This window comes from Chryseobacterium sp. AG844 (genome assembly GCF_003182335.1).
Classification (GTDB): Bacteria; Bacteroidota; Bacteroidia; order Flavobacteriales; family Weeksellaceae; genus Chryseobacterium; species Chryseobacterium cupriresistens.
Genome location: NZ_QGTV01000019.1, coordinates 70,183 through 85,800 on the forward strand (window position 1 = coordinate 70,183; position 15,618 = coordinate 85,800).

A 15,618-nucleotide genomic window follows, 5' to 3' on the forward strand; every position below is an offset into this window, starting at 1 on the left:
ATAAACATGCGATCTATTCATTTTCATTATTCCCGTTATCCTGGAAAAGATCTCCGATCATTCCTCCGTCTTCATCGGTTTCGCCAGCAGGTTCAGGATCTTCGTATACTTCAGGCTCCTCTTCTACCGGTTCAGGAATGGTAATATTAATGGCCTTTACTTTGAATTTTGTAAACTGGTTTCCGATGGCTTTTATTCCTTTTACCGCTATGAACTCATCAATATTTATCGTTTCCGGATCGCGTTCTTTTCCTTTATCTTTTGCAAAAATGATTTCTGCAGTGGCATCGTTGGCAACAATTACATTTTCAATGAATGATTTCGGATGTTCAGATGGCATAAAAGTCTGTACATTACCGGTATTTTCCAGTAAGAATCTCTTAATGAAATAAATATCTTTTTCTCCATCGTAATAGATGCAGGTGATCGGCTGTGCAGGTCTCCATTTTTCCAATACCAGGTATTCATCATCAAAACGGTTGCCAAGGTCAAAAGACACCAGTTTTACTTCCCCGTTTGTATTGATGGTCAAAATTTTATCATCTCCTTTGAAGCTTCCCAGCAGTGTTCCTCTTGCATCGGCATTCAGTCTTCTTACCGTATCATCAAACCAGATTTTTCTAGGGGCCAGAGTAGAAACTCCTTCTTCCTTCATATCTACTTTCTTGACAGCGTACTTAGTTACCAGATTTCCTTTGGAATCACGTCCTTTGATGGCCAGATCGGAGAAGTTAATCTCCATTTTGTTCTTTCTGATTCTTGGGTTTGGTTTTAAAAGCACGGTTACCGTTTCTGCTTCTCCATTAGGGTTGGCTGAGAAATAGAGTGTTTCAGAACCCTTTTTATCTGAAGCCAGCGGATAATCTGTATTTCGGGTTACTCCGGTTACAGAGAATCGTTTCATATAATAGGGTCCTTCCCTGCCTTCACGGTAGATCATATTATACACTGTCCTTTTATCGTTTTTCTTCCATACGGCAACATGAAGGATATCTTTTCCGATGAAAGTTTTCGCTTCCACTTTTACAACCTTCATACTTCCGTCTTTTCTGAATGTGATGATATCATCAATGTCAGAACAGTCGAACAAATACTGATCTTTCTTCAAAGATGTCCCGATAAAGCCTTCTTCGAAATTTGCATAGAACTTTTCATTGGCTACGGCTACTTTTGTAGCATCAATGGTATCAAAGATTCTGAGTTCAGTCTTCCTTTGTTTGTCTTTACCGTATTTCTTCTGAATATTTAAGTAATACTCAATGGCATAAGCGATCAGGTTGGCCAGGTTGTATTTCACCTGTTCTATTTTGCCTTCCAGCGAAGCAATATTTTCCTTAAACTTATCTAAATCGAATCTTGAAATTCTCTTGATTCTGATCTCTGTCAGTTTTAAAATATCTTCTTCCGTAACGGCTCTTAAAAGATGTTTGGTATGCGGTTTTAATCCTGCATCAATGGTCTTCAGAACATCTTCCCAGGTTTTTACCTCTTCAATATCGTGGTAAATTCTGTTTTCGATGAAAATTCTTTCCAGTGAAGAGAAATGCCAGCTTTCCTGAAGCTCATGAAGCTCAATTTCCAATTCTTTCTTCAGCAATGAAACTGTATGATCCGTATTCGTTTTCAGAATATCGGATACCGTAAGGAACATAGGCTTATCCCCTACAATCACACAGGCATTGGGAGAGATGGTCACCTGACAGTCTGTAAATGCATAAAGAGCATCAATAGTTTTATCCGGTGAAACATCATTATGGATATGAATAAGGATTTCTACTTTGTCTGAAGTATTGTCCTCAATCTTTTTGATTTTGATCTTTCCTTTCTCGTTGGCCTTTAAAATAGAGTCAATAAGATCAGTGGTTGTCTTAGAATAAGGAAGTTCGGAAATCACCAATGTATGCTTATCCGTCTGGGTAATTTTGGCTCTTGCTCTTACTTTTCCTCCTCTTTGACCGTCATTATATTCAGAAACGTCAAGATAACCGGCTGTTAAAAAATCCGGATACAGTTCAAATTTCTTACCTTTCAGGTAGGCTACAGAGGCATTGATAAGTTCATTAAAGTTATGAGGAAGAATTTTGGTGGAAAGCCCCACTCCAATACCTTCTACTCCCTGTGCAAGAAGCAGAGGGAATTTAACCGGTAAATCGATAGGTTCATTGTTTCTTCCGTCATAAGACTTTGTCCATTCTGTAGTTTTAGGATTAAATACTACTTCCAAAGCAAAAGGGGTGAGTCTTGCTTCAATATATCTCGCAGCGGCTGCAGAATCTCCTGTATAGATATTACCCCAGTTTCCCTGTGTATCTATTAACAACTCTTTCTGCCCGATCTGCACCATGGCATCTGTAATGGAAGCATCACCGTGCGGGTGATATTTCATGGTATTTCCCACGATATTGGCCACTTTGTTGTAACGGCCGTCTTCCAGCTCCCGCATGGAGTGCATAATTCTTCGTTGAACGGGTTTTAAACCATCATATATTGAAGGGATAGCTCTATCCAGAATTACATAGGAAGCATAATCAAGAAACCAGTCTTTGTAGAGACCGGAGACTTTTTTTAAGCTTTCACCCTCATGCGAATATTCTTCTGTCATCATCTAGTTTATCTTTTTTCTCTTTATTAGTTTTCACTACTTTGTTTAGAGAGAGTTTTAAATCGTTTACTTGTTTTCTGTTCAAATAAGAAATCTGGTACTTCAATATAGCAGAACCATTATTCTTACTTGAAACGGTGATGTATAATCTTTTGAAAAAGAGAATACTGACTACATCATATTTGATCAGTTTGTATTTTGGAAATTCGTCGTGAAGTGGCTTATCCAGAAATGGAATGATATTCCTGTTTTTAAAATTCAAAGCTTCTCCATCGCTGTCATATTCAAAAATCTGTCTTCCGCTGATGTAAAAGATAATCAGCAGCAGAGCAGGAACAATAATCAATAAATAACTTTCTTTCCCCACCGCATTAAACCTATATTCATTAGCAGCAAATGCGATGATGCCAACCATGGTTATCATCAAAAGCAACGTGCATAAAAAATTATAAATTGATGCTTTATTACGGTTACTTAGTCTCATTTTATTTTTTTTGGCTGTGTAAGTACTATAATTCCTACTTCATCCAAAGTTGTGCTTTTTTCAGTCTGCAATGGCTTTACAACCAGTTTTTTAAAGTTATAGTTTTTTTAATTTTCTACTTCATCCAGTATTTCTTTTTTATCTATATCTGTATCATCCTCTACCACAAGGTTTTCAAGAATAAAAGTCTGTCTGTCCGGAGTATTTTTCCCCATATAAAATTCCAGAAGCTGATCAATCGTCTGGTCTTTTCCTACTACTACGGGCTCCAGGCGGATATCTTTGCCAATAAAGTGCTTAAATTCATCAGGAGAAATTTCTCCTAATCCTTTAAATCGCGTGATTTCAGGATTTTTCCCCAGTTCATTTAATGCTTTTACCCTTTCTATTTCTGTATAGCAATATCTTGTTTCTTTTTTATTTCTTACTCTGAATAACGGAGTCTGAAGGATATAAAGGTGTCCGTTTTTAATCAGATCCGGGAAGAACTGCAGGAAGAAAGTAATCATCAGCAAACGGATGTGCATCCCGTCAACATCGGCATCGGTAGCAATAATTACCTGATTGTATCTCAGGTCTTCCAGACTTTCTTCAATATTTAAAGCTGCCTGAAGAAGGTTAAATTCTTCATTTTCATACACCACTTTTTTGGTAAGACCATAACAGTTCAGCGGTTTACCCTTCAGTGAAAATACAGCCTGAGTTTCTACATCTCTGGATTTTGTGATCGATCCCGATGCAGAATCTCCTTCGGTAATAAAGATCTGGGTATCTCCTTTTCTTTCGGCTTTCTGGTCGTTATAATGCTGCCTGCAGTCACGAAGTTTTTTATTGTGAAGAGATACTTTTTTTGCTCTTTCTCTGGCCAGTTTCTGAATTCCGGATAATTCTTTTCTTTCTCTTTCGGAAATTAAGATTTTTCTTTGAATTGCTTCTGCTATTTCCGGGTTTTTGTGTAAGAAATTGTCCAGTTTACTCTTCAGGAAATCAATGATGAATGTTCTTACGGTAGGTCCGTTGGGCCCCATGTCATTGGATCCTAATTTTGTTTTGGTCTGGGATTCAAAAACAGGTTCTTCTACGTTGATGGAAATCGCAGCAATGATCGACTTTCTGATATCAGAAGCATCAAAACTTTTATTGAAAAATTCACGAACTGTTTTCACATATGCTTCACGGAAAGCATTAAGGTGTGTTCCTCCCTGCGTTGTATTCTGTCCGTTAACGAATGAAAAATAGGTTTCTGTCTGTGATTTGTCGGAATGGGTAATGGCAACCTCAATATCATCATCCTTCAAATGAACGATCGGATAAAGGATATCGCTTTCCAGTTCTTCTTCCAGCAAATCTTTTAGACCATTTTCAGAATAGTAGGTTTCTCCGTTGAAGAGAATTTTAAGCCCAGGATTCAGGTAAGCATAGTTACGGAGCATTCTTTCGATATACTCTTTTCTGTATTTGAAATGCAGGAAGATCTCTCCATCAGGAATAAAGGAAATTTCGGTACCGTTTCTGTCCGAAGTTTCTTTCTCGTCAAAGTTCTCTTTGATCATCCCACGCGAGAATTCGGCAGCTTTCATTTTTCCGTCACGGAAAGAACGAACTCTGAAATAATCTGAAAGGGCATTTACCGCCTTGGTACCGACCCCGTTCAATCCTACAGATTTTTTAAACGCTTTACTGTCGTATTTACCTCCGGTATTCATTTTTGAAACCGCGTCTACCACTTTTCCTAATGGAATTCCACGGCCAAAATCACGGATGGTAACTTTACCGTCATCCAGCTTTATTTCAATTCTTTTTCCTGCTCTCATCCTAAACTCATCAATAGAGTTATCAAGAATTTCTTTTAGCAGGATATAAATACCATCATCAGCGGAAGAACCGTCACCGAGCTTCCCGATGTACATACCGGGGCGCAGACGGATGTGTTCCTGCCAATCAAGGGTTCTGATATTATCTTCGGAGTAGGTTGGATTTATTTCTTGTGACATATATGATTTCAGCAAACATACAAAAGTACAAAATTGTCCAAAATTATCCGAATTTTTTCAACTTGTTTTTTTCAATATTTCACTGCAAACATTGTAGTATTTTTAATCAAATTATATATTTACGAAATTATCATTATCAAGTGAAAAATTTCTTTACTTCCCTCATATTCTTTATAATTTTATTCTTTTCAACATGTTTTTATTACAGACTCTAAGGGTGGTGAATAACCAACCGAGATATTGATTTATTATTAAACTTTATTAAGTTTATTCCTTAAAAAAAGACCATCCTGTTATGTGGATGGTCTTTTATTTCAATATTTACACTGTATACAATTTATTCTTTTCCAGCTGCCCGATTATATTTTTCAGCATAGCCGGAACAATCAGCTTATGGAAAGGACGAACGGGTAAAAAGTACAAAACGCCCCACCAGTTATGAAATTTTACCGTAGTAGAGATGGTAAGTGAGTTTTGATTGACATCTTTACTATTTTTGTCAATTAAAAGAGAAACCCGGAAATCCAGATGTTTATCATCTTCTCCCAGAACAATTTCGTTACTGGTCTTATCAAAAATCTTAAAAAGTCCCGCTCGTTCGCCAATTTCGCATTGGAAAACCTTCTCTGCTTGTTGCTTCTCATTTTCAGAACCTGTCTTTAAACCGAATAATCCCATTACTCTATTTCTGAAAGCAAACATTTTCTTTCCCCATTTTGGCCCGCTTGTAAAGAAAGCTTTTCCTATTTCTGAGATATCGATATTTCTACCACATTCTGTAAGTTCTCCCTGAAAACTATCAATATAGTCGAAATCTTTTTTTCCCGGAGATAAAACAGATTTTTCAGGAAACTTTGTCTTCTTAATCTTCATTGTCATTGTTTTTATGGTTGTTGTCTAACAAATGTAAGTATCTTTCCATTCATTTAAAAGGAAAATTTAAACAAATGTTTAGATTTATTTAATGGTCTGAAACTGACTATTGAGTGCTTCTTATAATTTGCCATCATTCTCTTTAAACCTGCTATTTTCTGATTTTTATTACCATAAGTTCAAACTGTTTTAAATATTTCATTAAATTCGGTCAACAAAACTGCTTTTATGATACAACTTCCTTTATCAAAACTTTCCAATGTAGGAACTACTATTTTCAGCCAGATGACTCAACTTGCCAATGAAAATGAGGCGATCAACCTTTCTCAGGGTTTTCCTGATTTTATGCCAGATCCGGAATTACTCAATGATGTGGATCACTTTATCAAAAAAGGGTTCAATCAGTACGCTCCTCTTGGTGGAATGATTGGCTTAAAGGAAGAAATTGCACGAAAAATTGAAAACAGCCATCAGGCAATATACCATCCGGAATCTGAAATAACAGTTACTGCAGGCGGTACTCAGGCCATTTTTACCGCTATCGCCTCTTTCATTAAAAAGGATGACGAAGTGATTATTTTTGAACCGGCCTATGACTGCTACGAACCTACTGTGGAGCTTTTCGGGGGAATTGTGAAACGATTTGAAATGAAAGCCCCAGATTATGAAATCGACTGGACTGCTGTAAAAAATCTTGTCAGTGAAAAGACCAGGATGATTATTCTTAACAATCCCAACAACCCTTCAGGAAAAATCCTGAAAGAAAATGATATACATAAACTTATTGAGATTGTAAAAGGAACTTCTATTCTTATTCTGAGTGATGAAGTATATGAAAATATTGTTTTTGACGGAAAACAGCATTTAAGCATCTGTAAATACCCTGAGCTGAAAGAAAGAAGCCTTCTTGTAGCCTCTTTTGGGAAACTTTTCCATGTTACCGGATGGAAAGTAGGCTATTGTGCAGCACCAAAAAGCCTAACAGATGAATTCCGAAAGGTTCATCAATTTAATGTTTTTTGCGTAAATACTCCCATTCAGCTCGCACTGGCAGAATACATGAAAAAGGATGAACATTACACCCATCTTAATCAGTTTTTCCAGGAAAAAAGAGATTTCCTGAGAAAAGGCCTTGCAGGCACACCATTTGAACTTCTGGATTGTGAAGGAACTTATTTCCAGGCAGTAAAATATGATAAAATTTCAGATAAAAATGATTTTGATTTTGCTTCAGAACTTACCATCAACCATAAGGTTGCCAGCGTTCCTTTCTCTTCATTTTATAAAAACAGGCTGAACGAGAATGTGATCAGATTATGCTTTGCGAAGAAGCAGGAAACACTGGAAAAAGCTCTTGAGAATTTATCAAAGGTTTAACAGTCATCGATTTTTCACCCATCTGACTTTTCAGATTGGCAGATCAAAACTACCGGTCTTGTCTGTTTAATCTGCGGAGTATTTATTTATAATACTATTCCTGTCCGATTAAATTAAAGCATGAGTATCAGGTCGCTCCCCTGGAGCTATATTTAAAACAAATACGTTCTATTAGCAGTCAGTTCCCATAGGAGCTGGATTTGATCCCATCGGAATCTGCTGTTAGTAGAAAAAAAGTGAAGTCCCTGCAAAAAAATAAAGCTCCGGAGGAGCGGCCTGTTAATGATACGTAAATATTGATATTTAAATGTTTTTATAGTTTTATCGATAGTAATGTTATCATATATAATCATTATTTAGTGATTTATTTAGTTTATTTTTCCTATTATATCTAAATCAAAAAAATAATAAATCAATAATTACCAAAAATAAAACTACCATGAAAAACAAGGATTTAAACAAAGGAAAAAAATTAACCAGAAAAGAGCTGCATACATTCCACGGAGGATTGGGCAACATAAGATGCACCAATTCTTCAGGCTACTGTATCTACATCGGACCCGGCTGTTCAGAACAAAAATGCCAGCTGCCGGAACCTCTTGAAGCTGTTGAATAAAATACATTACTCCATATCCGGAATCGGCCGGCTCATTCTGAGCCGGCCGATTTATTTAAAGATAATAATTCACTTAAGGTTATCATACTTTATAAAAACATCCCTCCTGAAACTTCAATTCTTTGCCCGTTGATCCATCTTGCATCCTCCGTACACAGGAATGCCACCACTCCACCAATATCATCTGGAAGACCTACTCTTCCCAAAGCTGTAACACCAGCTACCATGGCATTGATTTCTTCATTATCCCTTACTCTTCCGCCGCCAAAATCTGTTTCAATAGCTCCCGGCGCTACAACATTGGCTTTGATTTTTCTTGAACCTAATTCTTTCGCCATATATTTTGTGAGCATTTCAACGCCTGCTTTGATGGATCCGTAAACAGAAGATCCCGGTGTTGCGAATCTTGCCAAGCCTGAAGACACGTTGATAATTCCTCCTCCGTCATTGATAAATGGCAATAATTTCTGAGTCAGAAAAAATACGCCTTTAAAATGAATGTCTACCACATCGTCCAACTGTTCTTCTGTCACTTCTGTAATCGGTGAATATAGGGCTGTTCCTGCATTATTAATCAGGTAGTCAATATGAGTGCTTCCTGTACTTTCCTTCAAATGATCTGTAACATCTTTTATAAAGGCATCGAAACTTTTAATGTCTTTTGTATCGAGCTGAAAAGCCACAGCATTCCTTCCCATTGATTTGATCTCATTCACAACAGCTTCTGCTTCTTCTTTATTGCTTCTGTAGGTAATAATAACATCCAATCCTTTTTGAGCAATTTTAAGTGCTGAGTTTTTCCCTAATCCACGGCTTCCTCCGGTTACCAGTGCAATATTTGTTTTTGTGTTCATTGTATTTTGATTATTTTGATGGTACAAAGTTGGGAAATTTTCAGACTGAAGGGTTTGCTTGAATCAATCTGAAATTTGCAAAATTCAAATCAGGAACGAAATTCTAATGGAGTAAAAGAAGTTTTCCTTTTAAAGAAATTGGAAAAATGAGCAATCTCTTCAAATCCCAGCGCATACGATATTTCTGACACATTCCATCTGGTCTGTTTCAAAAGAATTTTTGCTTCTTGGATAATACGGTCTGAAATAAATTCCGTGGTAGTTTTTCCTGTGCTTTCCTTTAATCTTTTGTTTAAGTAATTGACATGAACCGCCAACCGCTCTGCATAATCTTTTGCAGTCTTCAATTGAAGTCTCTGTTCCCAGGATTCTATGGGAAACTGTCTTTCCAGCAGCTCTATAAACAAAGAAACCACTCTCATGGATGCATCATTTGACGATGATATTTTGGAAGCAGGCTGTAATTTCTGTCCGTAATGGATCAGCTCCAGAACATAGTTTCTGATCAGATCATATTTAAATACATAATCTGAATCAATTTCTTTTTTTATCTTTTTAAAAAGGTTTTCAATCTCTTCTGCCAGTTCACCATCAATTTCAAAGATCGGCACTCCACCTGGCTGAAATATAGGAAGATCTTCGAGGTTGTAGTACGATTTATCCTTGATGAAAAAGTCTTCGGTAAAAACACAGAAACTTCCTGACTGATCGGGATCTTCAGGAACCCAGTGATAAGGGACCTTAGGCGTTGCAAATAACAGTGCGTTCTGTTTAATTGAAATGACCTTGTCCGCATATTCTGCCCTGTTCCGTCCTTTTATAAAGCTGATCTTATAATACTTCCTTCTGTTATAGGGCATTTCAGAAGTGGTCTTTGCTCTTTCGATGGTCTGGGCAATATCGAAGACATTAAAGTGACCAATGTCTTTGTGAAGTCCTTTTGGAAAAATACTTTCAAGATCTTTGCCCAACTTGGCAGCCATCTCATTATAAAAATCTTCCAGTGAAGTAAATGCTAATTTTTTCATCACAAATAATTTGTAAAATTCAAATATACGAACTTATCAACCAACATTTTTTGAAATGAGTCCAGATTGTTTGGCAAAGAAAAAAGTCTCTTTACATCTCAAAAATAAAGCCTTATTAACTTATTGAAAAATTCAGTGTATTTGCCGATTACAGTTAATATTCATCATCAATACCATAATAAAATATTTAAAAAACTCTCCATTTTTTTCTAAAGACAGTGATATACTTCATTTATTTTTATTACTTTCGTTAAAACTAACCCATTAAAAATCAAATCAATGAGAAATCAAATCAGTCACATTGGAAAAAAATTAAACAAAAAAGAATTAAGAACGATCAAAGGAGGTCTTATTAACTGTATGGAACCTGTTTTATGTCCAACACCCTGTGAGCCATCTTCTGATCCATACGGATGTACAATCATTTCTCCTAAATGCGCACAAAAAGAGTGCAGACCTGAGTTATAACTAAAATATCATTTTAAACAAAAACTATGAAAAAGATTGAATTAAGCAAAGGTAAAAAGCTTGAAAAAAAACAATTAAAATTGATTCATGGAGGTATGTTAGATTGCATGGAGCCTATCCCATGTACGGAATTTCCTTGTGAAACCTATCCTCCGGATGATGTCCGAAACTGCACCAAGATCTCTATTGGCTGTGCACAAAAAATCTGCAGACCGCAACCTTAAAATAGAATCATTCACTCAACTCCAAAATTAAGCACTATGAAAAATCAAAATTTAGCTAAAGGAAAAAAATTAAACAAAAAACAATTAAGAGTTATTACCGGAGGAAAAGAAATGTGCTTGCTTCCAGACCTTACTTGTAAGAAATATTCTTTTACCTGCGCAGAACTACAATGCCAGCCCGGTATCGAATTTTAATCTCAAATAAAATCGCTCTCTAATCGGGAGCGATTTTTTATTGTTAAATTACTAAATAACAGTGCCTCCAATATTCTTTAGCACCCATTTTCCTTTTGCATATTCTGCTACATAATCATTTGTAAAACTACTTCCTGATATAAAAATATAAAATGTATCAGGATTCTTATTGTTTCTTTGAATTTTGGAAATACCTTGATCTGTTACATCCGTCATTCTTGTGTAATAGGTCTGCCTGTTTTTATTTTCCGGAATGAACAAAACTCTAAGGCCGGGATTGATCCCCTGAAAATAATTACAATCAGTTTCATAAACCTGAAATGTATAATGCAGCTTTTTCATCTCAACAGTTCCATAGCCCGGCAGCAAAAGTTCGTAAAGCTGTGTGAATTTATTCTTTTCAGATATGAACATAGGATTCATATCTTCAAAATCATTGATGCCATCGCCATCTGTATCCTTATTTTGCGGATTCAGACCAATGCTTTTTTCAAAAATGTCATTATATCCGTCATGGTCAGAATCCTTCATCAAATACTTTAGATTTATTTTAAACATTTTTCCGTCTTCCATTGCTGAATAATCGTCATAACCTGGAAGTCCTTCAACCTTTATAATTTTCACGAGACTTCCTTCCAACTGAAGGACTCCATCTTTTATAATCGGATTTTCCTGAACTTCATTTATATAGTAATGGCTAAAGCTCAGTCCAAGAAAATAGGCCTCAGGTATATCATGTTCGATTTTGAGTAACCAAAATCCCAGTCTGTTTCGACCTAATCCATACATTGTATCAGCTGTCTGCTGTGACGAATAAATCATAAACTGATCCGAAAACTTCTCCCTGAACACTTTGAATTCATTCTCCAGTCTTTTTTCCATTATTTTATACTTCTCAGATCCTGAGTGGGTATAAGACCCGATACTGTCTTTCTTAAAGCTTCAGTATTTTTTTAGATTTATTATATCAAGATAATCAGGCTTTTCATTTAATATTTGTTCTGTTGTAAAAGGCTTTTGTTCCTTATAACTTTCAAATACCTGGTCTCTGCGGTTTACAAAACAGTTTTCTTCTGCCGGTTTTGTGCATGAGAAAAATAAAATAAGGCTTGCGAAACAAAAAATTTTCATTGTTAAAGTTTAATACACAAATGCAAAAAACGCTCCCAAATACATGGAAGCGCTTTTTAATATAACTAACTTTAATACTTTTCTTATACGTTGAATCTAAAGTGCATGATGTCACCATCCTGTACAATATATTCTTTACCTTCTACAGAAAGTTTTCCGGCTTCTTTTACTTTTACTTCAGAACCATAGTTTACATAATCATTATACTTGATTACTTCTGCACGGATAAATCCTTTTTCAAAGTCTGTGTGGATTACTCCTGCAGCTTGAGGAGCAGTCCATCCCTGTCCGATAGTCCAGGCTCTTACTTCTTTTACTCCGGCTGTAAAGTACGTCTGAAGTTTTAAAAGATCATAAGCTTTTCTGATCAGACGGTTTACACCAGGTTCTGTAAGTCCCAGCTCATCAAGGAAAATCTCTCTTTCTTCGAAAGTTTCAAGTTCGTTGATATCAGCTTCAATCTGTGCCGCTAATACTACGACTTCAGCACCTTCGCCTTTAGCCATTTCTTCAATCTTGGCAATCCACTCATTTCCGTTTTTGATAGAGTTTTCGTCTACATTACAAACGTAAAGAACCGGCTTATTCGTCAACAACTGAACTTCTCCGATAATTGATTTTGTAAAGTCATCAGCAGCAAATTCTCTTGCATTTTTACCATCCTCAAGGAATTTCTGTAAATTCTGAAGTGTTTCGTAAGTAAGAATATCCTCTTTCTTCCCTGACTTGATGAATTTTTTAGCTTTTTCAACTGCTTTCCCCACTGTTTCAAGGTCTTTCAGCTGAAGTTCTATATCAATAATTTCTTTATCTCTTAACGGATCTACTGAACCTTCTACGTGAACAATATTTCCGTTGTCAAAACATCTTAAAACATGAATAATCGCTTCACACTCGCGGATATTAGCTAAGAACTGGTTTCCCAATCCTTCTCCTTTGCTGGCTCCTTTTACAAGACCTGCAATATCAACAATTTCAACTACAGCTGGTAAAACTCTTTCAGGTTTTACGATTTTCTCCAGTTCAAACAATCTCTGATCCGGTACAGAAACCGTTCCAAGGTTCGGTTCAATCGTACAGAAAGGATAGTTTGCTGATTGAGCTTTTGCGTTGCTCAGACAGTTAAAAAGAGTTGATTTACCTACATTCGGTAAGCCTACGATTCCACATTTCATATTGTAAAATTCAAAGTTTAAGGTTTAGGGTAACTCAAGGTTTCTCCAACTTTAAACATTGAACTCAGAACCTTGAATTACGAGTGTGCAAAGATAGTGATTTTTGAGGGAGTTTCATAATAAAAAAAATCTGCCAATATTCTGACAGATTTTTAAAAGGTCTGGTTTCACCAATTGTTTTAAGGATTGTCCCCTGTAGCATTCTGAGCCAGCGGCACATCATTCGGTGCTTCCTGCAAAGTTTTATCTAAAGTAAATAAAGATTCATCTGTTGCCCTGTCGCCGCCTGCAATTTTTAATTTATCAATTAAGTTCTGTGCTAATGTTTCTTCTTCAATCTGTTCCTGTACAAACCATTGCATAAAATTCCATGTAGCCCAGTCTTTTTCTTCAAGAGAAAGATCTACAATTCTGTAAATTGCGGTTGTATTGTCAACTTCATGCTTAAAGACACCATCAAAGCAGGCAGTAAGGCTTTCGGGATCTGCGGGAGGAGCAGGAATAGCGTCTACCTTTGGTTTTCCTCCTCTGTTTAAAATATATTCCATGAATTTGATGGAGTGGTTTCTCTCTTCCTGAGCATGGCGGTAAAGAAAATTGGCAATTCCCTGATAGCCTTTGTCATCGGCCCAGATTCCATAGGATAAAAAAACGTGTGATGCATGAATTTCTTTGTTCATCTGATCACTTAATGCCTTTTCCATGTTGTCGGAAAGTCTTTTAGTATTCATAATGTTATATTTTGGTGATTATGGAATGAATCATGCAAAAACAGTTCCGATAGGATTATTATTCCGTATAAAAATTTCAAAACGCCTTTAAAATACAACTGAAATTCAGTAACTTAAATCAATAATTTATAGTTATTCTAAAATAAAACCGGTTCTGTCTGAGAACCGGTTTTTTAAATTTATGATTGAGATTGCTTCACCAAAAGGTTCGCAATGACCAATTTAGGATGGATAGTATCCCAACTATTTAATCTTTCTTGCTGTATAATCACTTTCATTTCCTAATCTGTCGATAGCTTTGATGGCAACGGCATTCAATTTTTTTCCGTCTTTAGATTTGGGAATATCTTTTGAAAGCGTATCCAATGTCAGGATTTCTGTTTGCCATACTCCGTTGTACTGAGTAAAAAGTACCCACAGGAAAACATCAGCGGCATTTTTTGTACTCCAGCTTGTCTGAGCAAAACTTCCGTTATCAGCAATAAACAAGGTTGGAGTCTGCAATGGGACCGCTTTAATCCACGGAGATTTTGGGACTAATGCTTTTTCATTGTATGGTCCGCTTTTCAAAGCGGGAAGCATATTTGGATTTTTGGTAAGCCCGGCAATACTCCAATGAATTTCTCCGGCATCATTTTTAAGGATATTTCTGGAAATTGCAATCTGGTTTTTGATTTCAGCCGGACGGTCTGATACTTTTATTTCAACAGTATTCAATCCCGGCCACAGGTGACGTTTCATTGTATTTTCAGACTGCCACCAGCTTAACAGGCCTTCGAAGCTTTGTCCTTTGGAATCTATAGGCCAGTAAAGCTGTGGTGAGAAATAATCTACCCAGCCTTTATTTAACCATAATTTAGCATCTGCATACAATTCGTCATATTGTGATGATCCTACAACTCCTGCCGGATATCCTGGTTTCCATATCCCGAACGGGCTGATTCCGAATCTTACATTATTTTTTTCTGCGTGAATCTCTTTATAGATACGCTCTACAAATTTATTCACGTTATCTCTTCTCCAATCTGCTCTGGATAAGGTTCCGCCACTGCTTACATAGGCATTCCAGCTTGCATTATCAGGAAAATCCGCACCTTTGTTGTAAGTGGCATAAGGATAGAAATAATCGTCGAAATGTACAGCATCAATATCGTATCTTTTTACAATATCTTTCACCACATTGGATACGTGGCCTTGTGTTTTCGGATTAGCAGGATCAAACCAATACATTCCGTTTTTTAGTCTAACCACAATATCAGACAGTTTATTGACCATTGAAAGCTTATTTACTGCGCCTCCGTTGGTATGATGTGCACGGTAAGGATTCAACCAGACATGCAGTTCCAGCCCTCTTTTATGAGCTTCTTCAATCCAGAACTGAAGCGGATCATAATTGGGATATGGTGCAGTTCCTGTTTCTCCGGTCAAAAAGTAAGACCATGGTTCGATATTACTTGTATAAAGTGCATCTGCGGAAGGTCTGATCTGGAAAATAGCAGCGTTGAAATTATTGTCTTTCAGCATATCAAGCATACTGATTGCTTCTGCTTTCTGCTGCTCTACCGTAAGATCATTTCTTGATGGCCAGTTGATATTGGCAACACTTGCAATCCATGCTCCACGGAATTCTCTTTTGATTTCGGGAAGATTGGTTCTGAAATTTTCTTCACCGGAAGTTCCTGTACCTGTAGCAGGTTTTACAGCTGTCGGATTTACTTTCGGAGGATTTGTATTGTTGATTGGTTTTGTCGGATTCTTCGCGGAAGGTGTTTTTACAACATTGTTCTGAACGGAACAGGAGGTAGCGTAAGATGCAAAAACGCCCAATAAAACGATAAGTTTTAATTTATTCATTCTCATAGTCAC

The 15,618-nt window shown here is 36.6% G+C and carries 15 protein-coding genes; 5 read left to right on the forward strand and 10 right to left on the reverse strand.

What is annotated here, in order from left to right; all coding sequences use genetic code 11:
• Nucleotides 1-13: 13 nt before the first annotated feature.
• The 4 genes from DEU40_RS17240 to DEU40_RS17255 form a co-directional block, all read right to left on the reverse strand.
• Nucleotides 14-2,605: a DNA gyrase/topoisomerase IV subunit A gene (locus DEU40_RS17240; protein ID WP_410493756.1), complete on the reverse strand. Its 2,592-nt coding sequence runs from the start codon at nt 2,603-2,605 to the stop codon at nt 14-16.
• Nucleotides 2,580-3,086, reverse strand: a complete 507-nt coding sequence (locus DEU40_RS17245; RefSeq protein ID WP_110010987.1) for a hypothetical protein — start codon at nt 3,084-3,086, stop codon at nt 2,580-2,582. The genes DEU40_RS17240 and DEU40_RS17245 overlap by 26 nt, the downstream gene beginning before the upstream one ends.
• 107 nt (nt 3,087-3,193) lie before the next feature.
• Nucleotides 3,194-5,080, reverse strand: coding sequence for a DNA topoisomerase IV subunit B (locus DEU40_RS17250; protein WP_110010988.1), 1,887 nt, complete (start codon nt 5,078-5,080; stop codon nt 3,194-3,196).
• A gap of 321 nt (nt 5,081-5,401) precedes the next feature.
• Nucleotides 5,402-5,953 (reverse strand): DUF2867 domain-containing protein, encoded by a 552-nt coding sequence (locus tag DEU40_RS17255; protein ID WP_110011012.1) that lies wholly within the window; start codon nt 5,951-5,953, stop codon nt 5,402-5,404.
• A 228-nt stretch (nt 5,954-6,181) separates the two neighbouring features.
• Between DEU40_RS17255 and DEU40_RS17260 the strand changes: the two genes are divergently transcribed.
• Both DEU40_RS17260 and DEU40_RS22490 read left to right on the forward strand, forming a co-directional pair.
• Nucleotides 6,182-7,330: a methionine aminotransferase gene (locus tag DEU40_RS17260; protein ID WP_110010989.1), complete on the forward strand. Its 1,149-nt coding sequence runs from the start codon at nt 6,182-6,184 to the stop codon at nt 7,328-7,330.
• Between the two features lie 439 nt (nt 7,331-7,769).
• Nucleotides 7,770-7,946 (forward strand): hypothetical protein, encoded by a 177-nt coding sequence (locus tag DEU40_RS22490; protein ID WP_181397994.1) that lies wholly within the window; start codon nt 7,770-7,772, stop codon nt 7,944-7,946.
• Between the two features lie 89 nt (nt 7,947-8,035).
• Here DEU40_RS22490 and DEU40_RS17265 read toward each other — a convergent pair whose 3' ends face one another.
• On the reverse strand, nt 8,036-8,800 hold the full coding sequence (locus DEU40_RS17265; protein WP_110010990.1) for an SDR family NAD(P)-dependent oxidoreductase: 765 nt from the start codon (nt 8,798-8,800) through the stop codon (nt 8,036-8,038).
• Nucleotides 8,801-8,889: 89 nt separating this feature from the next.
• Nucleotides 8,890-9,828 carry a helix-turn-helix domain-containing protein gene (locus DEU40_RS17270; protein WP_110010991.1) on the reverse strand — a complete coding sequence of 313 codons (939 nt, stop codon included), beginning with the start codon at nt 9,826-9,828 and terminating at the stop codon, nt 8,890-8,892.
• 279 nt (nt 9,829-10,107) lie between these two features.
• On the opposite strand from DEU40_RS17270, the gene DEU40_RS17275 reads away from it, so the two are divergent.
• Genes DEU40_RS17275 through DEU40_RS22495 form a run of 3 tightly spaced genes read left to right on the forward strand, consistent with a single transcriptional unit; the run spans nt 10,108 to nt 10,715 of the window.
• The gene (locus DEU40_RS17275; RefSeq protein WP_110010992.1) at nt 10,108-10,296 is read left to right on the forward strand and encodes a hypothetical protein; all 189 of its coding nucleotides are present in this window, start codon (nt 10,108-10,110) and stop codon (nt 10,294-10,296) included.
• 26 nt (nt 10,297-10,322) lie between these two features.
• Nucleotides 10,323-10,520 carry a hypothetical protein gene (locus DEU40_RS17280; protein ID WP_110010993.1) on the forward strand — a complete coding sequence of 66 codons (198 nt, stop codon included), beginning with the start codon at nt 10,323-10,325 and terminating at the stop codon, nt 10,518-10,520.
• 36 nt (nt 10,521-10,556) lie between these two features.
• Entirely contained in the window at nt 10,557-10,715 is a 159-nt protein-coding gene (locus DEU40_RS22495; RefSeq protein ID WP_171006340.1) for a hypothetical protein, read from the forward strand.
• A gap of 51 nt (nt 10,716-10,766) precedes the next feature.
• Here DEU40_RS22495 and DEU40_RS17285 read toward each other — a convergent pair whose 3' ends face one another.
• The 4 genes from DEU40_RS17285 to DEU40_RS17300 all read right to left on the reverse strand — a co-directional run bounded on the left by DEU40_RS17285 (nt 10,767) and on the right by DEU40_RS17300 (nt 15,612).
• On the reverse strand, nt 10,767-11,597 hold the full coding sequence (locus DEU40_RS17285; protein WP_228406551.1) for a hypothetical protein: 831 nt from the start codon (nt 11,595-11,597) through the stop codon (nt 10,767-10,769).
• Nucleotides 11,598-11,929: 332 nt separating this feature from the next.
• The gene (gene ychF / locus DEU40_RS17290) at nt 11,930-13,021 is read right to left on the reverse strand and encodes a redox-regulated ATPase YchF (RefSeq protein ID WP_110010994.1); all 1,092 of its coding nucleotides are present in this window, start codon (nt 13,019-13,021) and stop codon (nt 11,930-11,932) included.
• A 179-nt stretch (nt 13,022-13,200) separates the two neighbouring features.
• Nucleotides 13,201-13,752 (reverse strand): ferritin, encoded by a 552-nt coding sequence (locus DEU40_RS17295; protein WP_110010995.1) that lies wholly within the window; start codon nt 13,750-13,752, stop codon nt 13,201-13,203.
• Between the two features lie 243 nt (nt 13,753-13,995).
• Nucleotides 13,996-15,612: a glycoside hydrolase family 10 protein gene (locus DEU40_RS17300; RefSeq protein WP_110010996.1), complete on the reverse strand. Its 1,617-nt coding sequence runs from the start codon at nt 15,610-15,612 to the stop codon at nt 13,996-13,998.
• Between the last annotated feature and the right edge of the window lie 6 nt (nt 15,613-15,618).